This window comes from Streptomyces niveiscabiei, from assembly GCF_001419795.1.
In the GTDB taxonomy this organism is placed as follows: Bacteria; Actinomycetota; Actinomycetes; order Streptomycetales; family Streptomycetaceae; genus Streptomyces; species Streptomyces niveiscabiei.
Genome location: NZ_LIRL01000264.1, coordinates 1 through 20,474, shown reverse-complemented (window position 1 = coordinate 20,474; position 20,474 = coordinate 1). Strand labels below are relative to the sequence as shown.

21 protein-coding genes are annotated in these 20,474 nt (G+C 70.3%); 7 read left to right on the top strand and 14 right to left on the bottom strand.

All coding sequences use genetic code 11. The features are described from left to right. Positions 1-22: 22 nt before the first annotated feature. The 6 genes from AOK24_RS14155 to AOK24_RS14130 all read right to left on the bottom strand — a co-directional run bounded on the left by AOK24_RS14155 (position 23) and on the right by AOK24_RS14130 (position 7,249). Positions 23-1,021, bottom strand: a complete 999-nt coding sequence (locus tag AOK24_RS14155) for a sugar phosphate isomerase/epimerase family protein (protein WP_055720419.1) — start codon at positions 1,019-1,021, stop codon at positions 23-25. 12 nt (positions 1,022-1,033) lie between these two features. Continuing rightward, the gene (locus AOK24_RS14150; RefSeq protein WP_055720418.1) at positions 1,034-2,248 is read right to left on the bottom strand and encodes a Gfo/Idh/MocA family protein; all 1,215 of its coding nucleotides are present in this window, start codon (positions 2,246-2,248) and stop codon (positions 1,034-1,036) included. A 77-nt stretch (positions 2,249-2,325) separates the two neighbouring features. Then, on the bottom strand, positions 2,326-3,372 hold the full coding sequence (locus tag AOK24_RS14145) for a substrate-binding domain-containing protein (RefSeq protein WP_055720417.1): 1,047 nt from the start codon (positions 3,370-3,372) through the stop codon (positions 2,326-2,328). Positions 3,373-3,390: 18 nt separating this feature from the next. Next, on the bottom strand, positions 3,391-4,410 hold the full coding sequence (locus AOK24_RS14140; RefSeq protein WP_055720416.1) for an ABC transporter permease: 1,020 nt from the start codon (positions 4,408-4,410) through the stop codon (positions 3,391-3,393). Next, positions 4,407-5,924 (bottom strand): sugar ABC transporter ATP-binding protein, encoded by a 1,518-nt coding sequence (locus tag AOK24_RS14135; RefSeq protein ID WP_055720415.1) that lies wholly within the window; start codon positions 5,922-5,924, stop codon positions 4,407-4,409. The genes AOK24_RS14140 and AOK24_RS14135 overlap by 4 nt, the downstream gene beginning before the upstream one ends. Before the next feature lie 143 nt (positions 5,925-6,067). Then, the gene (locus tag AOK24_RS14130; protein ID WP_055720414.1) at positions 6,068-7,249 is read right to left on the bottom strand and encodes an ROK family transcriptional regulator; all 1,182 of its coding nucleotides are present in this window, start codon (positions 7,247-7,249) and stop codon (positions 6,068-6,070) included. Between the two features lie 247 nt (positions 7,250-7,496). Here AOK24_RS14130 and AOK24_RS14125 point away from each other — a divergent pair, with 247 nt between their 5' ends. Then, positions 7,497-7,940, top strand: coding sequence for a DUF4231 domain-containing protein (locus AOK24_RS14125; protein WP_055720413.1), 444 nt, complete (start codon positions 7,497-7,499; stop codon positions 7,938-7,940). A 45-nt stretch (positions 7,941-7,985) separates the two neighbouring features. Here the strand turns inward: AOK24_RS14125 and AOK24_RS14120 are convergent, their stop codons facing one another. From AOK24_RS14120 to AOK24_RS14110, 4 genes are all read right to left on the bottom strand, one after another. Then, the gene (locus AOK24_RS14120; RefSeq protein WP_055720412.1) at positions 7,986-8,660 is read right to left on the bottom strand and encodes a GntR family transcriptional regulator; all 675 of its coding nucleotides are present in this window, start codon (positions 8,658-8,660) and stop codon (positions 7,986-7,988) included. A 148-nt stretch (positions 8,661-8,808) separates the two neighbouring features. Further along, on the bottom strand, positions 8,809-9,747 hold the full coding sequence (locus tag AOK24_RS14115) for a beta-ketoacyl-ACP synthase III (RefSeq protein ID WP_055720411.1): 939 nt from the start codon (positions 9,745-9,747) through the stop codon (positions 8,809-8,811). Positions 9,748-9,897: 150 nt separating this feature from the next. Then, positions 9,898-10,023 (bottom strand): MFS transporter small subunit, encoded by a 126-nt coding sequence (locus AOK24_RS52280; RefSeq protein WP_262414566.1) that lies wholly within the window; start codon positions 10,021-10,023, stop codon positions 9,898-9,900. Next, a complete protein-coding gene (locus AOK24_RS14110; RefSeq protein WP_055720410.1) occupies positions 10,001-11,326 on the bottom strand; it encodes an OFA family MFS transporter in 1,326 nt (441 codons plus the stop codon). Before AOK24_RS14110 ends, AOK24_RS52280 begins: the two co-directional genes overlap by 23 nt. A 138-nt stretch (positions 11,327-11,464) precedes the next feature. On the opposite strand from AOK24_RS14110, the gene fdhD reads away from it, so the two are divergent. Next, positions 11,465-12,313, top strand: a complete 849-nt coding sequence (fdhD, locus tag AOK24_RS14105) for a formate dehydrogenase accessory sulfurtransferase FdhD (RefSeq protein WP_055720409.1) — start codon at positions 11,465-11,467, stop codon at positions 12,311-12,313. Between the two features lie 9 nt (positions 12,314-12,322). On the opposite strand, the gene AOK24_RS14100 is transcribed toward fdhD, so the two are convergent. Beyond that, positions 12,323-13,339 carry a bile acid:sodium symporter family protein gene (locus tag AOK24_RS14100; RefSeq protein WP_055720408.1) on the bottom strand — a complete coding sequence of 339 codons (1,017 nt, stop codon included), beginning with the start codon at positions 13,337-13,339 and terminating at the stop codon, positions 12,323-12,325. A gap of 178 nt (positions 13,340-13,517) precedes the next feature. Here AOK24_RS14100 and AOK24_RS50625 point away from each other — a divergent pair, with 178 nt between their 5' ends. The 3 genes from AOK24_RS50625 to AOK24_RS14085 all read left to right on the top strand — a co-directional run bounded on the left by AOK24_RS50625 (position 13,518) and on the right by AOK24_RS14085 (position 16,551). Beyond that, positions 13,518-14,402: an aldo/keto reductase gene (locus AOK24_RS50625; protein ID WP_055720407.1), complete on the top strand. Its 885-nt coding sequence runs from the start codon at positions 13,518-13,520 to the stop codon at positions 14,400-14,402. 89 nt (positions 14,403-14,491) lie between these two features. Further along, positions 14,492-15,040 carry a TetR/AcrR family transcriptional regulator gene (locus tag AOK24_RS14090; RefSeq protein ID WP_055720406.1) on the top strand — a complete coding sequence of 183 codons (549 nt, stop codon included), beginning with the start codon at positions 14,492-14,494 and terminating at the stop codon, positions 15,038-15,040. Beyond that, the gene (locus tag AOK24_RS14085; RefSeq protein ID WP_055720405.1) at positions 15,037-16,551 is read left to right on the top strand and encodes an MFS transporter; all 1,515 of its coding nucleotides are present in this window, start codon (positions 15,037-15,039) and stop codon (positions 16,549-16,551) included. The genes AOK24_RS14090 and AOK24_RS14085 overlap by 4 nt, the downstream gene beginning before the upstream one ends. A gap of 108 nt (positions 16,552-16,659) precedes the next feature. Here AOK24_RS14085 and AOK24_RS14080 read toward each other — a convergent pair whose 3' ends face one another. After that, entirely contained in the window at positions 16,660-17,331 is a 672-nt protein-coding gene (locus AOK24_RS14080) for a lysophospholipid acyltransferase family protein (RefSeq protein ID WP_055720404.1), read from the bottom strand. A gap of 222 nt (positions 17,332-17,553) precedes the next feature. On the opposite strand from AOK24_RS14080, the gene AOK24_RS14075 reads away from it, so the two are divergent. Next, the gene (locus AOK24_RS14075; RefSeq protein ID WP_055720403.1) at positions 17,554-18,711 is read left to right on the top strand and encodes a glycerophosphodiester phosphodiesterase; all 1,158 of its coding nucleotides are present in this window, start codon (positions 17,554-17,556) and stop codon (positions 18,709-18,711) included. Positions 18,712-18,820: 109 nt separating this feature from the next. Beyond that, positions 18,821-19,318: a GNAT family N-acetyltransferase gene (locus AOK24_RS14070; RefSeq protein WP_055720402.1), complete on the top strand. Its 498-nt coding sequence runs from the start codon at positions 18,821-18,823 to the stop codon at positions 19,316-19,318. Between the two features lie 77 nt (positions 19,319-19,395). On the opposite strand, the gene AOK24_RS14065 is transcribed toward AOK24_RS14070, so the two are convergent. Next, positions 19,396-19,824, bottom strand: a complete 429-nt coding sequence (locus AOK24_RS14065) for a hypothetical protein (protein ID WP_055720401.1) — start codon at positions 19,822-19,824, stop codon at positions 19,396-19,398. Next, positions 19,805-20,164, bottom strand: a complete 360-nt coding sequence (locus tag AOK24_RS14060; protein ID WP_055720400.1) for a hypothetical protein — start codon at positions 20,162-20,164, stop codon at positions 19,805-19,807. The genes AOK24_RS14065 and AOK24_RS14060 overlap by 20 nt, the downstream gene beginning before the upstream one ends. Between the last annotated feature and the right edge of the window lie 310 nt (positions 20,165-20,474).

The following is a 20,474-nucleotide window of genomic DNA, read 5'->3' as shown; positions in this document are numbered from 1 at the left end:
CAGCCCACCCAGCCCACCCCCCTCAGCTGGAGAACGCCGCGTCGAACGAACTCGACGGCGGCTCGAAGTCGAACCCCTTCAAGCGGGCCAGCGCCTCCGGCGCCCCCTGGAGCCGGTCCATCCCGGCGTCCTCCCACTCGACGGAGATCGGCCCCTGATAGTCGATGGACCGCAGCATCCGGAACACGTCCTCCCAGGGAACGTCCCCGTGCCCGGCCGACACGAAGTCCCACCCGCGCCGGGGGTCACCCCACGGCAGGTGCGACCCGAGCCGCCCATTGCGCCCGTCCAGCCGCTTGCGCGCCTCCTTGCAGTCCACGTGGTAGATCCGGTCCCGGAAGTCCCAGAGGAACCCGACGGGATCGAGGTCCTGCCACACGAAGTGCGAGGGGTCGAAGTTGAGCCCGAACGCGGCCCGGTGCCCGACGGCCTCCAGCGCGCGATGGGTGGTCCAGTAGTCGTAGGCGATCTCACTGGGATGCACCTCGTGCGCGAACCGCACCCCTTCCGCGTCGAAGACGTCCAGGATCGGGTTCCACCGCGCGGCGAAGTCCTCGTACCCCCGCTCGATCATCGCCTCGGACGCGGGCGGGAACATGGCGACGAGGTGCCAGATCGCGGACCCGGTGAACCCGATGACGGTGTCGACCCCGAACGCGGCGGCGGCACGCGCCGTGTCCCGCATCCGCTCGGCGGACCGCTGCCGTACGCCCTCGGGGTCGCCGTCCCCCCACACGTCGCCGGGCAGGATCGCCTGGTGCCGCTCGTCGATGATGGCGTCGCAGACGGCCTGCCCCACCAGGTGGTTGGAGACGGCCCAGCACTTCAGGCCGTACTTGTCGAGGAGTTGGCGCCGGGACTCGAGGTACGAGGGGTCGGCGAGGGCCTTGTCGACCTCGAAGTGGTCGCCCCAGCAGGCGAGTTCGAGTCCGTCGTAGCCGAAGTCGCGGGCGAGCCGGCAGACCTCCTCCAGGGGAAGGTCGGCCCACTGTCCGGTGAACAGGGTGAACGGGCGCGGCATGCTCGGGCCTCCTCAGTTGACCGGGGTGTAGACGGAGTTCTTCTCGGCGCTCTCCTCGACCGCCGCGAGCACCCGCTGCACCTGGAGCCCGTCGGCGAACGACGGTTCGGGGGCGCGGAGTTCGGCGACGGCGTGGACGAGGTCGTGGGCCTGGTGGACGAAGGTGTGCTCGTAGCCGAGGCCGTGTCCCGGGGGCCACCAGGCGCCGAGGTAGGGGTGGTCGGGTTCGGTGACGAGGATGCGGCGGAAGCCGCCCTCGGTGTCGGGCAGCGTGCCGTCGTGGAACCAGAGTTCGTTGAGCCGCTCCAGGTCGAACCACAACGAGCCCTTCTCGCCGTTGAGTTCGATGCGCAGGGCGTTCTTGCGGCCGGTGGCGTAGCGGGTGGCCTCGAAGGAGGCGAGAGCACCGGAGGCGAACCGCCCGGTGAACAGGGCGGCGTCGTCGACGGTGACGGTCCCCGTGCCGGAGGAGGCGCCCCCGGCGGACAGGCCGCTCGTGGCGCCACCCGGCAGCGGACGTTCCCGGACGAACGTCTCGGTCAGCGCCGACACCCCGGCGAGCCGCTCCCCCGCCAAGTACTGGGCGAGATCGACGATATGGGCACCGAGGTCCCCCAGCGCCCCCGACCCGGCCAGCTCCTTCCGCAACCGCCAGGTGAGCGGGAACTCGGGGTCGACGAGCCAGTCCTGAAGGTACGTCACCCGAAGGTGGCGCAGCCTGCCGAGCCGTCCCGCGTCGACCAGCTGCCGGGCGAACGCGGTCGCGGGAACCCGGCGGTAGTTGAACCCGACCATGGCCAACTGCCCGCGCCCGTACGCCTCTTCGGCGGCGCGGACCATGCCCTCGGCCTCTTCGACGGTGTTCGCGAGGGGCTTCTCGCACAGCACGTGCTTGCCGGCCGCGAGGGCCGCGAGGGCGATCTCGGCGTGGCTGTCGCCGGGGGTGCAGATGTCGACGAGGTCGATGTCGTCGCGGGCGATCAGCTCGCGCCAGTCGGTCTCGGCGGACTCCCAGCCGTGCCGGTCGGCGGCCTGGCGTACCGCGTCCGGGTCGCGCCCGCAGATCGCGGCGAGGACCGGGGTGAGGGGGAGGTCGAAGACCCGGCCGACGGTGCGCCAGCCCTGGGAGTGGGCGGCGCCCATGAAGGCGTAGCCGACCATGCCGACGCGCAGCGGCGGCTTCCCCGGTTCCGCGGCCGACTCCCTCGGCTCCTGCGGCTGTTCCATGCGGTGGTCCTCCTCGTCGTGGTGCGCGCGGTGGGGGGATGCGGGCCGGGCCGCTCCCCTGGGCCCGGCCGGTTCTGTCACCTGAAGCCGGTGGGCAGGTACTGGTCGACGTTGGCCTTGTCGACGACGGCGGAGTACAGGGTGATCGAGGCGGGGATCTCCAGCTCGGCGAGTCCGCCGACGCCCTTGCCCTGGCCGAGGGCGCGGGCGAGGTCGATCGCGGAGGCGGCCATCGTCGGCGGGTACAGGACGGTCGCCTTGAGGACGCCGTTGTCCTGCTTGATGGCCTGCATCGCGGAGAGCGCGCCCGCGCCGCCGACCATGAGGAAGTCGTCGCGCCCGGCCTGCGAGACGGCGCGCAGGGCGCCCACGCCCTGGTCGTCGTCGTGGTTCCACAGGGCGTCGAACTGGGACTGGGCCTGGAGGAGTTGGGCCATCTTGGCCTGTCCGGACTCGACGGTGAAGTCGGCCGCCTGGCGGGCCACCTTGCGGATGTTGGGGTAGTTCTTCAGGGCGTCGTCGAAGCCCTGGGTGCGCTGGCGGGTCAGCTCCAGGTTGTCGATGCCGGCGAGTTCGACGACCTTCGCGTTCGCCTTGCCCTTGAGTTTCTCGCCGATGTAGCGGCCGGCGTTGAAGCCCATGCCGTAGTTGTCGCCGCCGATCCAGCAGCGGTACGCCTGGGGGGTGTTGAAGATCCGGTCGAGGTTGACGACGGGGATCCCGGCGCGCATCGCCTTGAGGCCGACCTGGGTGAGGGCCTTGCCGTCGGCGGGCAGGATGACGAGGACGTCGACCTTCTTGTTGATGAGGGTCTCGATCTGCCCGATCTGCTGGGCGGTGTCGTTGGAGCCCTCGGTGATCTCCAGCGTGACGTCGGAGTACTTCTGGGCGCGCTTCTTGGCCTGGTCGTTGATCGCGTTGAGCCAGCCGTGGTCGGCCTGGGGCCCGGCGAAGCCGACGGTGACCTGTTTGCCGGGCTGGTCGTCGGCGGCGGGCTGTCCGCTGTCGGCGGCCTGGTTCTTGTCGTCGCTCGACTCGTTGCTCGTGCAAGCGGTGAGGACTGCGGCGGCCGAGACGGCGGCGCTCCCGAGGAGCAGCCCTCTGCGGCTGGGGATGTGTGCCATGGCGGTGAGAACCTTTCCTCAGGTCGCGTTCGCGGTTCGGCGCTGGACGAGGACTGCGGCGACGATGATCGCGCCCTTGGCGATCTGCTGGACGTCGGTCTGGAGGTTGTTCAGGGCGAAGATGTTGGTGATCGTGGTGAAGATCAGGACGCCGAGGACGGAGCCGACGATGGTGCCGCGACCCCCGCTGAGCAGGGTTCCGCCGATGATGGCGGCGGCGATGGCGTCGAGCTCGTACAGGTTTCCGTTGGTGTTCTGGCCGGAGCCGGACAGGATGATCAGCAGGAACGCGGCGATCCCGCAGCACAGCCCGGACAGCAGGTAGAGGTAGAGGCGCTGGCGCCGTACGTCGATGCCGGCGAGCCGCGCCGCCTCGGGGTTGCCGCCGACGGCGACGGCCCGGCGCCCGAACGTGGTCCGGTTCAGCAGCAGCCAGCCGACGACCGTCACGAACGCGAACACCAGGACGAGCGGCGGGATGCCGAGGACGTAGGAGTCGCGTTCGCCGAGGTCGAGGATGCCGGCGATGGTGACGATCTGGGTCTGCCCGTCGGTGATCTGGAGGGCGAGTCCGCGCGCCGAGGCGAGCATGGCGAGGGTCGCGATGAACGGCACCATCCCGCCGTAGGCGATGAGCACCCCGTTGACGAGTCCGCAGCCGAGGCCGACGAGGACGGCGGTGAACAGGACGCCGGCGAAGCCGTACTCCTGGGTGGCGACGGTGGTCGCCCACACCGAGGAGAGGGCGACGATCGCGCCGACGGACAGGTCGATGCCGCCGGAGATGATGACGAAGGTCATGCCGACGGTGACGACACCGATCACCGACGCCTGGGTGAGGACGAGTTGGAGGTTGCGGGTGTCGAGGAACTCGTCGGGCTTGGTGATCCCGCCGATGGCGATCAGGACGGCGAGGACGCCGACCAGGGAGAGCGTACGGACGTCCGCGCGGACCAACACGGCGCGCCAGCCGGGCTGTTGATCGAGTGCGGGCACCTTGTCGGCGCTGTCCCGCGGCGGGGAGACGGGCTGCGTCATGACGCGGGGCTTCCTTCCATGACGAGGTCGAGGACACGGTGTTCGTCGAGTTCGCGGGCGGGGGCGGTGTGCACGACCCGGCCCTCGCGCAGGACCAGGACGCGGTCGGCGAGGCCGAGGACTTCGGGCACCTCGCTGGAGACGAGCAGCACGGCGAGCCCTTCGTCGGCCAACCGCCGTACGACGGCGTAGAGTTCGGCGCGCGCTCCGACGTCGACGCCGCGGGTCGGCTCGTCGAGGAGGAGCACCTTGCAGCCGCGCAGCAGCCAGCGGGCGAGGACCGCTTTCTGCTGGTTGCCGCCGGAGAGGGTGCGCACGGCGGCGGACGGGTTGTCGGGGCGCAGGGAGAGTTCGCGGGTCGCGGCGCGGGCGGCGCCCTGTTCGGCGGTGCGGTCGATCCAGCCGGCCCGCGCGAAGCGGGAGAGGGTGGACACGGAGACGTTGCGGGTGACGGACTGGAGCATCAGCAGGGCCTGCGCCTTGCGTTCCTCGGGGGCGAGCCCGAGCCCGGCGCGGACGGCGGCGGGTACGCTGCCAGGCCTCAACTGCCTGCCTTCCACGAGGACTTGACCGGCCGTCGGCTTGCGGGCGCCGTACACGGTCTCCAGGATCTCGGAGCGCCCGGAGCCGACCAGGCCCGCGAGTCCGAGGATCTCCCCGGCCCGCACCTCGAAGTCGACGGGCTCGAACTCGCCGTCCCGGGCGAGCCCGCGCACTTCGAGCACCGGAGTCCCTGACGGTGCGTCAACCGGCCTGTCCGGAAAGACGTATTCGACGTTGCGGCCGGTCATCAGCGCGACCACTTCGCTCGTCGGCGTCGACTCGGCGGGCAGCCCCCCGGCGACCGCGCGGCCGTCCTTGAGGACGGTCACCCGGTCCCCGATCCGGCGGATCTCCTCCAGCCGGTGCGAGATGTAGACGACGGCGACCCCGTCGGCGGTGAGGTCGGCGACGATCCGGAACAGGTTGTCGACCTCGTCCGGGTCGAGCGCGGCGGACGGCTCGTCCATCACGATGAGCCGTACGTCGTGCGAGAGGGCCCGGGCCATCGACACGATCTGCCGCTGGGCCGCCGACAACTCCCCGACCAGCTTCCCCGGCTGGACCTCCGGATGGCCAAGTCGCTTGAGCAGAGCGGCGGTTGCTGCTTTGGCCGACCTGGACCTGACGACGAACCCGGCGGCCGTCGGCTCGTGGCCCAGGTAGACGTTCTCGGCCACCGACAGGTGCTCGACGAGGTCGAGTTCCTGGTAGATGGTCGCGATGCCGAGGCGCATCGCGGCGATCGGGGAGCGCAGCGTGACCTCCTCGCCGCGCCAGCGGATCGTGCCGTCGTCGGGCTGGTGGGCGCCGGCCAGGATCTTGATGAGCGTGGACTTCCCCGCGCCGTTCTGGCCGAGCAGACAGTGCACTTCACCGGCCTGGACGTCGAGGTCGACGCCGTCCAGGGCCCGGACGCCGGGGAACGACTTGGTGATGCCGGACATGCTGAGCAGCGGTGCTTGAGGTGCCATGGTGGATCCCCTCGGCGGGCGGTGCGGGCCGGTGTCAGGGCGTGGCGGAACTCCCGGACGGGTGAACTCCAGTGCGGGGCAAGCTGGTTGAGCGATTGCGGCAGAACGGGAGCAGCGCTGTGCAGAGGGGCGGCGGACGCCGCCTACGCGGGAGAGAACAGGTGGTCGCTGATCAGCCGGGCCGCGCCGATGACTCCGGCGGCGGGGCCCAACTCCCCCAGGACGATGGGCAGATTGCCGGTCGCCAGGGGCAGCGACTGGCGATAGACCTGGGTACGGATCGCGGCGAGCAGGTTGTGGCCGAGGCCGGTCACCCCGCCGCCGATCACCACCAGGCCGGGGTTGAAGAAGGAGACGAGCCCGGCGATGACCTGCCCCACCTGGCTCCCCCCTTCACGGATCAGGTCGAGCGCGGTGGTGTCCCCGGCGACCGCCGCCGCCGCGACGTCCGCGCCGGTCAGCGTGCCGCTCACCGCGAGCCGCTCGGCGAGTTCGGCGGACAGCCCCTGCCGCGCCGCCTCCATCGCGTCCCGGGCCAGCGCCGCGCCGCTGAAGTGGGCCTCCAGGCAGCCCCGGTTCCCGCAGGCGCAGGGCCTGCCGTCCGGTACGGCCCGGATGTGGCCGATGTCGCCGGCGCTGCCGGTCGTACCCCGGTAGACCTGGCCGCCGACGACGATGCCGCAGCCGATGCCGGTGCCGATCTTGACGCAGAGGAAGTCGGCGACGGACCGGGCGACCCCGGCGTGCTGCTCCCCCATCGCCATCAGGTTCACGTCGTTGTCGACCATCACCGGGCAGCCGAGTTCCTGGCTGAGCGCCTCCCGTACGGGGAAGCCGTCCCAGCCCGGCATGATCGGCGGCGCCACGGGGACGCCCTCGGGGAAGCGGACCGGGCCGGGGACGCCGATGCCCGCGCCGTCGATGCCGTCGGCGAGGCCGGTGGCCCTCAACTTGGCGGTCATGGCGAGGACTTGCTCGAAGACCGCGACGGGGCCCTCGCGGACGTCGAGCGGTTGGTTGAGGTGACCGAGCGTCTCCAGCTCGGCGTTGGTGACGGCGACGTCGACCGAGGTCGCGCCGATGTCGACGCCCAGGAAGCGCAGTTCGGGGTTGAGGCGCACGTTGTGCGAGCGCCGTCCGCCCCGGGAGGCGGCGAGGCCGTCGGCGACGACCAGTCCCGTCTCCAGGAGCCGGTCCACCTCCACGGCCAGCTTCGACCGGGAGAGGTCGACCTGGTCGCCGAGCTGGGCCCGGGAGCTCTGGCCGCCGTCCCGCAACAGGTGCAGCAGCCTGGCCTGATGGGCGTTCGCGGGCCGTGCCGTCATCCGTCTCACGTGCCCCTCCCCGCCTCACGTCGGCCGTCCGTTCGTGCTTTCGAAGGGAACGTAGCAGCGGGCGCCGGAGCTGGGAAGAAGTTGTGCAGGAATTACCGCCGACTTTCTCCACTCACAGGACAAAGATCGGTGAGAGATCGTCCGCCGGTTCCGAAGAGGGGGAAATGTCCGAGGAGTTGGCTACGCTGATGACCCATCGCATACAGCTGATGACCCATCACCTACAGGGGGCGCGCGCATGACGCAGGAGACGGGCGAGGGGACGGGCGAGGAGCCGGGGTACGCGATGGCGCTCGCGGACGCGTCGTACGACTGGTACCGCGAGGCCGCCGCGAAGGCCCGGAAGTACTACCGGATCTCCGAGTGCCTCCAGATCGTGTTCGGCGCCGCGATCCCCGTGGCAGCCGTCCTCTCCCCCGGCGACGCCAAGGTCCCCGCGGTCCTGGGCGGGCTGGTCGTCGTCCTCACCGGGCTGCGCTCGGTCTTCCACTGGCAGGACGACTACCTGCGCTTCAGCCAGGCCCGCGAGGCGATCGAGGCGGAGCGCAGGCTGTACCGGACGGGCGGCGAGCCGTACGACGAACCGGCGTCCAGGGACCGGCGGTTGGCGGCGGCGGTGACGAGGGTGGAGCAGCAGGAGATGGGCGTGTGGGTCCAACTGGCAAGCATGCGCGAGGAGTAGGGCCCAGGAGAGAGGAGTGGAGCCCGCGAGAGGGGTGGGGCCTTCTCACTTCTCCCGCTCGTGGTACGACCGCCGCGTGTGCTCCGTGTGCTCCCGCATCAACCGCGTGGCCCGCTCCTCGTCCCGCTCCGCGATCGCCGCGATCAACTCCCGGTGTTCGTCCCAGGACTTGCGCCCCCGCTGCCGCGCTATCGGCGTGTAGTACCACCGCACCCGCCGGTCGACCTGCGCCGCGAGCCCGGTGAGGACCGTGTTGCCGGCCAGGTCCATGATGACCGCGTGGAAGCGGGCGTTGAGGGCGACGGCCGCGTCCACGTCGTCGCGGGCGACCGCGTCGAGGCCCTGTTCGTGGATGTCCCGCAGCTCCGCGAGCCCCGCGTCGGTCGGCTGCGCGGCGGCGAGCCGGGCCGCCTCGGCCTCCAGCAGCGTGCGTACCGTGAGGAGTTGGTCGGCCTCCTCCTCCGTGGGTTCGTGCACGAACGCCCCCTGCGCGGGCCGCAGGTCCACCCACCCCTCGGTGTTCAGCCGCTGCAACGCCTCCCGCACGGGCTGGCGCGAGACCCCGAGGTGCCCGGCGAGTTCGCTCTCGACGAGGTGCTGGCCGGGCCGCAGCGCGCGCGTGATGATCAGTTCGAGCAGCGCCTCGTAGACGCGGTCCCGCAGGGGCCCGGGCCGCTCCAGCCGGGGCACCGAACCGTGCGGCAGTCCAGACGTCAACATCGCGTCCCCTCCTGGGCAGCGCCCCAAGCATCACGCGCCTGCATCGGAGAGCCAGTATCGATTGTCTTTCGTCTACAGTCTACGGCGCGAAACAGCCCGCCCCGAGGCCGCGGACCCGCCACCGACACCCCCTACGAGCACCGCACCCCTACGGGCACCGCACCACCTGCCCCGCGTACGACAGATTCCCCCCGAACCCGAACAACAGCACCGGATCCCCGCTGGAGATCTCCCCCCGCTCCACCAGCTTCGAGAACGCCAGCGGAATGCTCGCGGCGGACGTGTTCCCGGACTCGACGACGTCCCGCGCGACCACCGCGTTCACCGCCCCGATCTTCTCCGCGAGCGGCTCGATGATCCGCAGGTTGGCCTGGTGCAGCACGACGGCCGCGAGGTCGGCCGGCGCGAGCCCGGCGCGCTCGCAGGCCTGCCGGGCGAGCGGCGGCAACTGGGTCGTGGCCCACCGGTACACGCTCTGCCCCTCCTGCGCGAACCGCGCGGGCTGCCCCTCGATGCGCACGGCGTGCCCCATCTCCGGCACGGACCCCCACAGCACCGGCGAGATCCCGGCCTCCTCGGACCGCTCGACGACGGCGGCGCCCGCCCCGTCCCCGACGAGGACGCAGGTCGTGCGGTCGGTCCAGTCGGTGACCTCGGACATCTTGTCGGCGCCGATGACCAGCGCCCGGCTCGCCCCGCCGCCGCGCACGATGTGGTCGGCGGTGGCCAGCGTGTGGGTGAACCCGGCGCACACGACGTTGAGGTCCATCGCGGCGGGCCCGGGGATGCCGAGGCGGGCGGCGACCCGGGCGGCCATGTTGGGCGAGCGGTCGACGGCCGTGGACGTCGCGACGAGCACGAGGTCGATGTCGCCCGGGCCGAGCCCGGCGGCGGCGAGGGCCTTGGCGGCGGCGTGCGCGGCGAGTTCGTCGACGGGTTCGTCGGGGCCGGCGATATGGCGGGTGCGGATGCCCACCCGTGACGAGATCCATTCGTCACTGGTGTCGACCATGCCCGCCAGCTCCGCGTTGGTGAGCAGCCTGGCGGGCTGATAGTGACCGACGGCGGCGATGCGAGAGCCGTTCATCTGGGGTCCCCTCGTGGCCTTGGGTAGCGGGATTCCCCAGTCTGGTCAGTGACTCACGGGTAGGCGGGCAGGTGAAGCGACAGGAAACGGGCGCACCTGTTGTCAGCTTCCCTCACAACGGGGAGCGCCCCGGCTCCCGTACCGGCCGTACTAGCCGGTAAACAGTTTCGTGGCCTTCTGCACCAGCTCGTAGAGACCATAGGCCAGCGGCGCCCCCACCCACACCCAGGCGAAGACGATCAGCGGACGCCGGTCAGGCGGACTCTGCTCGGACATCGGCGGCCTCCTTCGGAGCGGCCGTCACATGGTGACGGGGGTGGACGGGGCGGACCAGCTCGTTGGCGACGAAGCCGACGGCGAGCAGGCCGATCATGATGAACAGGGAGACGGTGTAGAGGGAGGCGCCGTCCTTGCCGGCCTCCTCCTGCCGGTCGGCGATCCAGTTGACGATCAGCGGGCCGAGGACGCCGGCCGTCGACCAGGCGGTGAGCAGCCGCCCGTGGATCGCGCCGACCTGGTAGGTGCCGAACAGGTCCTTCAGGTACGCGGGGATCGTGGCGAACCCGCCGCCGTAGAAGGAGAGGATGACCAGCGCGCAGACCACGAACAGCGGCTTCGAGGAGTCGCCGAAGGTCGCGATCAGGGCGTACATCAGCGCGCCGGCGCCCAGGTACACGCGGTAGATGTTCTTGCGGCCGATCAGGTCGGACGCCGACGACCAGCCGATGCGGCCCGCCATGTTCGCGGCCGACAGCAGCGCCACGAACCCGGCTGCGGCCGTGGCGGTGACCGTCTGCGAGGTGTTCGCGAAGAAGTCCGTGATCATGGGCGCGGCCTTCTCCAGGATGCCGATCCCGGCGGTCACGTTCATGCACAGGACGACCCACAGGCACCAGAACTGCGGTGTCCGCACAGCACTGTTGGCGGAAACCTGCGGCCCTGAGACAGAAACAGAGACCGTGGACGCCGCCTCCACCGGCCTCGGCACCCGCACGAGCAGCACGCCGAGCGTCATGAACACCGCGTACGTCAGCCCGTGCACGAGGAACGCGAGCGCGATGCCCTCGCTGTCCCGGCCGAACGACTCCAGCATCTGCGCCGACCACGGCGAGGCGATCAGCGCGCCGCCGCCGAAGCCCATGATGGCGATGCCCGTCGCCATGCCCGGCCGGTCCGGGAACCACTTGATCAGCGTCGACACCGGGGAGATGTAGCCGATGCCGAGCCCGATCCCGCCGATGAACCCGTACCCGAACACGATCAGCCAGTACTGCTCGGTCGCGGCGCCCAGCGCGGAGACCAGGAACCCGGTCGAGAAGCAGACCAGCGCGACGGTCATCGCCCAGCGCGGCCCGTTGCGTTCGACGAGGGTGCCGCCGAACGCGGCGGACAGGCCCAGCATCACGATGGCGAGCTGGAACGGCAGCGCGCTCTGTGTCCCGCTGAGGTCCAGCGCGGACTCCAGCGCCGGCTTGAACACGCTCCAGGCGTACGCCTGGCCGATCGAGAGATGTACGGAGAGGGCGGCCGGGGGAACGAGCCAGCGGCTCCAGCCGGGCGGCGCGATGGGGGGACTCATGAATCCGGAACCGTAGGAATCTTCCGGCCACTTGAGAAGGCACCGCGTCGATCGTATGCGGTGAGCGGTATGCACCGAGCGCCGAACGGTCGGACCGATCGTTCCGCCCCGCGGGGGCCCTGCGGGACAATGAACGGCATGGGACGAGTCACCGAACGCCGCAGAGTGGTCCGTATCCGGGACGGGGCCGTGTCCACGCGCGCCGACACGCTGGTGGCGGAGGAGCCGCTGGAGATCCGCCTCAACGGCAAGCCCCTCGCGATCACCATGCGCACCCCGGGCGACGATTTCGCGCTGGCCGCGGGTTTCCTGGTGAGCGAGGGTGTCCTGGCGCACGCCGGGGATCTCCAGAACATCGTGTACTGCGCGGGCGCGACCGTCGACGGCGGCAATTCGTACAACGTCGTCGACGTCCGCACCACCCCCCAGGTCGTCGTACCGGACATCACGCTCGAACGGAACGTCTACACGACGTCGTCGTGCGGCCTGTGCGGAAAGGCCAGCCTCGACGCGGTACGGACCACCGCGCGCTGGCCCATCCGCGACGAACCGCCGGTCCGGATCGGGGTCGACCTGCTGGCCGCGCTGCCCGACCGGCTGCGGGAGGCCCAGCGGGTCTTCGACCGCACGGGCGGTCTGCACGCCGCCGCCCTCTTCAGCGACCAGGGCGAACTCCTGGACATCCGCGAGGACGTGGGCCGGCACAACGCGGTCGACAAACTCGTGGGACGCGCCCTCCAGAACGGCGATCTGCCGCTGTCCCGCAGTGTGCTGCTGGTCTCGGGGCGCGCGTCGTTCGAGCTGGCGCAGAAGGCGGTGATGGCGGGGATTCCGGTGCTGGCGGCGGTCTCCGCGCCGTCGTCCCTCGCGGTGGACCTGGCCGAGGAGACGGGGCTGACGCTGGTCGGTTTCCTGCGGGGCAGTTCGATGAACGTGTACGCGGGGGCGGAGCGGATCGAGACGGTCAGCCCCGCACCCCTGGCGTAGCCGGGTCCGTCACCGGCGGCTCTCCGTCAGCGTTCCCGCCCGGTCGCCGGCGGGCGGGGTCTCCGGCTGCCCGGAGACCTCCACGGCCTCGTCCCGGGAGCGCCGCTTGGCGATCACCGCGCACACCATCAGCTGCATCTGGTGGAACAGCATCAACGGCAGCACGGCGAGGGATGCCTGCGCCCCGAACAGCACGCTGGCCATGGGCAGCCCCGACGCCAGGGACTTCTTGGAGCCCGCGAACTGGATCGCGATCCGGTCGGCGCGGTCGAAGCCGAGCGCCTTGCCGCCGTACCAGGTGAGCGCCAGCATCACCGCGAGGATCACGGCCTCGACGACGAGCAGCGCCCCGAGCCGCCCGGGGCTCACCTGGTGCCAGATGCCCCGGACCATGCCCTCGCTGAACGCGGAGTAGACGACCAGCAGGATCGAGCCCCGGTCGACGAGTCCGAGGATCTTCTTGTGCCGCGTGATGAACCCCCCGATCCAGCGCCGGGTCAGCTGCCCGGCGAGGAACGGCACGAGGAGCTGGAGGACGATCTCCAGCAGGGAGTCCGCCGAGAAGCCGCCGCCCGCGCTGCCCAGCAGGGTGGCCGCCAGCACGGGCGTCAGGACGATGCCGATCAGGGAGGAGAAGGAGCCCGCGCAGATGGCCGCCGGGACGTTGCCGCGGGCCATCGAGGTGAAGGCGATGGAGGACTGGATCGTCGAGGGGACCAGGGTGAGGAAGAGGACGCCCTGGTAGAGGGGGTGCGTCAGGATCGTCGGGACGAGCGCGCCGGTCGCGAGGCCCAGCAGCGGGAAGATCACGAACGTACAGGCCAGGACGGTGACGTGCAGCCGCCAGTGCCGCAGGCCGTCCATCGCCTCGCGGGTCGAGAGGCGGGCGCCGTACAGGAAGAAGAGGAAGGCGATGGCGCCGGTGGAGAAGCCGGAGACCGTGGCGGCGGCCGTTCCGCGGGCCGGGAGCAGCGCCGCGAGGCCCACGGTCCCCAGGAGGAGAAGGATGTAGGGGTCGATCGGCATCCGGCTGGGCCATCGCAGGCGTTTCACTGTGCTCCACGTGCGCGTTCGTAGGTGCTGTCCGTACAGAGAACGAGGGCGCAACCGCCCCTCTCCATGCTGCTCCCTCCGCCCGTGATCGGGAATCCGCCATACGGCACTCACTGTTATCGCAACCGGCGATAACCACTACCCTGGACCCATGTACGACCCGTCCCACCTGCGTACCTTCCTCACCGTCTCCCAAACCCTCAGCTTCACGCAGGCCGCCCGGCGGCTCGGGCTGCGTCAGTCGACCGTCAGCCAGCACGTACGCCGTCTGGAGGACGCGGTCGGCCGCACCCTGTTCACCCGGGACACGCATTCCGTCGAGCTGACGGAGGACGGCGAGGCCATGCTCGGCTTCGCGCGGCGCATCCTCGCGGTGCACGAGCAGGCGACCGCGTTCTTCACGGGCGCGCGCCTGCGGGGCCGGCTCAGGTTCGGCGCGTCGGAGGACTTCGTACTGACCCGGCTGCCGGAGATCCTGGAGGGGTTCCGGTACGAACATCCCGAGGTGGACCTGGAGTTGACGGTCGAGCTGTCCGGCACCCTGCACGAGCGGCTGGCCGAGTCCGGCACCCCCGTAGGCTTCTCGACGAGCGGCCCGGCCCAGTCGGACGCGATCAGAGCGGCCCTGGCGATCACGGTCGCCGGAGAACCCCTGTTCAGCACGGTCCAGTCGACGTACAACGTGCTGGAGACGTCGGCGTCCGAGGCCCTCGCGGAGGCACACGCGGCAGGCCTCACGGTGATCGTGAAGGAGGGCATGGCAAACGGCCGCCTCGCGGGCGACGAGGCCCCCGAGGCCGTACGAAAGATCGCGGAGGAAACCGGCGTAGGCCCGGACGCGATAGCCCTGGCCTGGATCCTCGCCCAGCCCTGGACCGGCTTCGCCCTCTCGGGCGCGGCGACGACGACCCAGCTCACGGCGAACCTGAAGGCCGAGAAGGTCACCCTGGACGACGAGCAGAAGGCGGCGCTGGCGACGCTCGCGGAACCCCCGGCGACGTACTGGGCGACCCGAAGCGCCCTGCCCTGGCACTGACCCCCGCCACCCTCTCCCCGCACAGAAAGCCATGAGACGACCACGCCCCCAATGAGACACCAACGTCTCACATGGGCTATGGTCGTCTCATGGCCGTCGACCGTGACCACGTACTGCGCACCGCCGCAGCCCTCCTGACCCGCAAGGCCACCGCCACGATGGACGAGGTGGCGAAAGCGGCCGGCATCGGCAGAGCGACCCTGCACCGCCACTTCGCGGGCCGCGACGCACTGGTCCGCGCCCTGGAGGCGCACGGCATCGAAGAGTGCGAGACCGCGCTGGACGCGGCACGGCTCGACGAGGGAACCGCCGAGGACGCCCTGCGCCGCCTGGTCCGCGAACTCGAACCCTCCGCCGCGCTGATGGCGTTCCTCTACACGGAGAACCAGCTCTTCGAGGGCGAGGGTCTGAACGAGGGCTGGGCGCGGATCGACGAACGGGTCGCGGCGCTGTTCAGACGCGGCCAGCTCGCCGGCGAGTTCCGTATCGACCTCGCCCCCACCTGGCTGACCGAGGCCCTGTACGGCCTGCTCGGGGCCGCCGCCTGGATGATCCAGTGCGGAAAGAGCGCCCCCAAGGACTTCCACCACATGACCGTCGAGCTGCTGCTCGGCGGCGCGCTAAGGAGAGAGGCATGACCAGCACCGTGCAGACGACGGGTACGACGGAGGCGGTGCACCGCCCGGGCCGCTGGCTCGGCCTCGCCGTCCTCGTGCTCGCCGTGCTGCTGGTGGCCGTGGACGCCACCGTCCTCGGCCTCGCGACCCCGTACATCAGCGAGGACCTCAAGCCGTCCGGCACGCAACTGCTGTGGATCGGCGACGTCTACTCCTTCGTCATCGCCGGACTGCTCGTCTCCATGGGCAGCCTCGGCGACCGCATCGGCCGCAAGCGCATCCTGCTCATCGGCGCGACCGCGTTCGGCCTGATATCGATCCTCAACGCCTATGCCACGACACCGGAGTTGATGATCGCGGCCCGCGCGCTGCTGGGCGTGGCCGGCGCGACGCTCATGCCGGCGACCCTCGCCCTGATCCGCAACCTCTTCCCGGACCCCCGCGAACGCAGCCTCGCGGTCGGCATCTGGGGAGCAACCGCCTCCGCCGGTACGGCAGTCGGCCCGATCATCGGCGGCTTCCTCCTCGAACACTTCTGGTGGGGCTCGGTCTTCCTCATCAACCTCCCGGTGATGGCCGCCCTGGTCCTCATCGGCGCGAAACTCCTCCCGGAGTCCCGCAACCCGAACCCCGGCCCCTGGGACCTCCCGAGCGTCCTGCTCTCCCTCGTCGGCATGGTCGCGGTCGTGTACGGCGTGAAGGAGGCGGCGGTCCACGGCATCACGCCGGTCACCCTCGCGGTGGCCGCCCTCGGCGCGGCAGCGCTGTACACCTTCGTACGCCGCCAACTCACCCTCCCCACCCCCCTGTTGGACATGCACCTGTTCCGCAACCGGGGCTTCAGCGGAGCGGTCCTCGCCGACCTCCTGACCATCCTCGGCCTCTCCGGCGTGGTCTTCTTCCTCTCCCAGTACCTCCAACTCGTCCAGAACCGCCGCCCGTTGGAAGCGGGCCTGGCCGAACTCCCCGCAGCGATAGGCGCGGTGGCGGCAGGCCTGATCGCCGGCCGAGCGGCCCGCCGCTTCTCGGTACGAGCAGTGGTCTCGGGAGGCCTAGCGGCCATAGGCATCGGCCTGGCAACCCTGACCCAACTCCACACCTCAACGGGCTACCCACTCCTTGGCGCAGCCCTGCTACTGGTGGGCGCCGGAGCAGGCTTCTCCTTCACCGTGACAGCGGACGTCATCCTGTCCTCGGTCCCCAAGGAACGGGCAGGTTCAGCATCAGCGGTGTCAGAAACGGCGTACGAACTGGGCGCGGCCCTGGGCATCGCGGCCCTGGGCTCGATAGTGACGGGCGTGTACAGAGGCTTCGAGTCCCCGGCAGGCACCTCGGCGGCAGCGCACGAATCCCTGGGAGGCGCGGTAGAAGTAGCGACAACGCTCCCAACTCACACGGCAGAAGCCCTACTGACCTCAGCGAGGGAAGCTTTCATGGACGGCCTGGCGCTGGCATCGGGAGTAGGAGCGGCGGTCTTGCTGGCGGCGTCGGCGGCGGCGTGGTTCCTGCTGCGAGACAGGAAGCTCGACTAAAAAACGGGGGGTGGCTGGTTGCTGTTAGGGGCGCGGGGAACTGCGCGACAAGCCACAGCGCACCCGCAGCCGCGAAACCACCTCAGTCACCCCCTTCGGAGCGAACCCCTACGCGGCCTTGGCCTTAGTCGCATACACGTCCACATACTCCTGCCCCGACAACCGCATGACCTCAGCCATCACCGAATCCGTCACAGCCCGCAGCACATACCGATCCCGCCCCATCCCGTCATACCGGGAAAACTCCATCGCCTCCCCGAACCGCACGGTCACCTTCCCCATCCGAGGAATCCCCGCACCCCCCGGCTGCAACTTGTCCGTCCCGATCATCGCGAACGGCACCACCGGCGCCCCGGTCATCAGCGTCAGCCGAGCGATCCCGGTCCGCCCCCGGTACAACCGCCCGTCGGGCGACCGCGTCCCCTCGGGATAGATCCCGAACACCTTGCCCTCTTCGAGCACCCGCCGCCCGGTCATGAGCGCGGCGACACCCCCACGCCCCCCGTCGCGGTCGACGGGGATCATCCCGACCCCGGTGAAGAACCACGCCATGAGGCGCCCCTTGAGCGACGTCCCCGTCACGTACTCGTCCTTCCCGATGAAGAACACCTGCCGGTCGCAGACCAGCGGCAGGATCATGGAGTCGATGAACGTGAGGTGATTGCCCGCGAGGATGACAGGCCCGTCCCCCGGAATGTTCTCGACTCCTTCCACCTGCGGCCGGAACCACAGGCGCATGACCGGTCCGACGACTGCCTTAAGGAGCGCGAAGCGGGACAACGGGCCCTCCGATGTCAAGGGATTGTGTATAAGTCCGTGCAGGTAGGCACGTTACTCTCGGCTACCCGGGTGACGCACATCGGGACGCCGAGGTCTTACGCAGTGTTGACACGGGTTTACCTGCGGGACGGCTGCGAAACCCGTTCGTGTTCTCCCGGTAGCCATGTTCACGCCTCTACGATCAGCGCGCACGCACGAGCCGACGACGATAGGGGAGAGCCGATGGCGACGCAGGACGAGGGCACGCGGGGGACCGGCCGGCGCGCACTGCTGGGCGCGGCGGTACTGGGCGCGACGGGAACGGTCATAGGCACGGCGGGTACGGCGAGAGCGGCGGGCACGTCGAAGGGGCACGGCCTGAAGTCCCTGCCCGTGCCGACGATCATCGGTCACCGGGGAGCCAGCGGCTACCGCCCGGAGCACACCCTCGGCTCCTACCAACTCGCCCTGGACATGGGCGCGGACATCGTCGAGGCGGGCGACCTGGTCCCCACGAAGGACGGCCACATCGTCTGCCGCCACGAGCCGGAGATCGGCGGCACGACGGACGTCGCAGCGCACCCGGAGTTCAAGGACCGCAAGCGCACGAAGGTCCTGGACGGCGTCACCGTCACCGGCTGGTTCACGGAGGACTTCACGCTGGCGGAGCTGAAGCGGCTGCGCGCCGTCGAGCGCATCCCGGCGAACCGCCCGCACAACACGCTGTACGACGGCCGCTGGGAGATCCCGACCTTCGAGGAGGTCCTGAAGTGGCAGGACGAGCAGACGCGTAAGCGCGGCAAGCAGGTCTGGATCTACCCGGAGACCAAACACCCCACGTACTTCCGCAAGCTGGGCCTGGGCCTGGAGGAGCGCGTCGCGAAGCTGCTGCGCAAGCACGGCAAGGACCGCCGCGACTCCCCGGTGATCCTCCAGTCCTTCGAGCCGACCAGCATCCAGCGGCTGAACAAGCTCGTCGGCAACCCCCTCGTCGTGCTCCTGGACGCGGCCGAGTCCCGCCCCTGGGACTTCGTCGAGTCCGGCGACCCCCGTACCGTCGCCGACCTGATCACCCCCCAGGGCCTGCGGGAGATCGCCGGGTACGCGCAGGGCATCGGCCCGACCCTCAACCTGATCATCCCGAGGGACGCGGACGGCCGGCTCACGAAGCCGACGACGCTGGTCCGCGACGCGCACCGGGCCGGCCTGATCCTGCACCCCTACACGATGCGCAACGAGAACCCCTTCCTCCCGGCGGAGTACCGCAAGGGCACGGACGCGGACGGGTACGGCGACGTGTTCGGCGCGTACCGCACGTACTTCGCGACCGGCATCGACGGGGTCTTCACCGACAACCCGGACACCGGTGTGCTGGCCCGCGAGGACTTCCGGAACTCGTGACGTCGGGTATGTCACAGCACTACTGAGTGTCCGGGAGGTTGCGACCGGGCGAGCGCGGGGATAGGAGTGGAGAACTACCGACGATCAGATGAGCGGGAGGCGTGCGCACATGGGCATGAGCGTGACCATCTCGGGCGCGACCGAGCAGGATGCCGAGCAGATCTTCAGGCTTCAGTACCTGTGTTTCCAGAGTGAGGCCGCCCTGTACGGCAACTACCGCATCGACCCGCTCGTCCAGTCCCTGGACTCCGTCCGCGAGGAGCTGACCACCGACTGCGTCTTCGTCGCCCGCCTGGGCGAGGAGGTGGTCGGCTCCGTCCGGGGCCACATCACGGACGACGGCGCGGCCTCGATCGGCAAACTCTGCGTCCACCCCCGCCTCCAGGGCCACGGCATCGGAGCGAGGCTCTTGCGAGCGGCCGAAGCGGCCCTGGCAGAGGAACGAGGCGCCAAAAAGTTCCGCCTCCACACAGGCCACCGCAGCGAGGGCAACCTCCGCCTCTACCGCAAGGTCGGCTACGAAACGGTAGGCACCTCGGAGGGCACGGACGGCGTCCCGATGATCGTCCTGGAGAAACAGGCGGGGGAGTACGCCAAAACGGCGTGAGCGCGGATGCCTTTGTCTTTTAGGGGCGCGGGGAACTGCGCGACAAGCCACGATGGCGCAGCAGTCGCGACCGATCCTCAAGCACCCCTCTGAGAAGGCGCCTTCCTCAGCCAGTACAGGGCGGACAGCGGAAGCAGTACCGGGATGAACACGTACCCCATCCCGTAGTCCGACCACACGGTCGAGTCCGGGAACGCCGACGGCTCCACCAGCGTCCACGTCCCCACGATCAGCACCCCCGCGAGTTCGGCGGCGCAGCACACCTGCGCCGCCTTGCGGGCCGTCTCCCCGCCGCGCACGAGCGAGTACGTGATGAACCCGTACACGACCCCGGCGACGGCGGACAGGGAGTACGCGAGCGGCGCCCGGTCGAACTCCGTGGCGATCTGGTACGCGGACCGCGACACCGCGCCGACGACCATCACCCCGTAGAACCAGACGAGCAGCAGACCCGGCCCGCTGATCAACCGGCGTCCCCCCACGGTCTCAGCCTCCCCAGATGTCATAGAGCCGCACCTCCAGCACCGCCAGCACGACGCCACTCGCCGCGACCGTCACCGACCCCCACCGCGTCCGCTCGGCCAGCGACATGAACGCGGCGGCGGGCACACACGCGAAGGCCCCCAGCAGATAGGCGACGAAGATGGTCGTCCCCTGATCCGGCTTGTCGCCCCGGGCGAGCTGCACGATGCCGACGGCGAGCTGGACGACGGCCAGCACCGTCACCACGGCCATCCCGATGAAGTGCCAGTCCTTGGTCGGCTGATCTCGGTACGCCGCCCAGCCGCACCACGCGGCGAGCAGCAGCGCGGCGACGGACGTCACCACGGTGAGGGCAACAAGCATGCGGCGACCCTATTACGCCGGTATCAACCCCCGGACGCCGGGCTCACCCCACCCCCGCGCCAAGGTGTCCACGTCTGTCCAGCATCCGGACACCCCGCTCCCGGTCAGCACCATACGTCTGCTTTACTGATCGCATGACCACGACGAGCAGCCGCACCCTTGCGACCGAGGCGACCATGACGCCCGGTGCTCGTTGTCTGTGTCGAATGCGCGCCTTCTAGAGGGCCCCCGCACCATCCCCTGCGCTCGCGCCCCCGAAGCGAGCCGCGCCGCCGCGCCCCACCTCCGTACGGAACCGTCCGCACGTGAC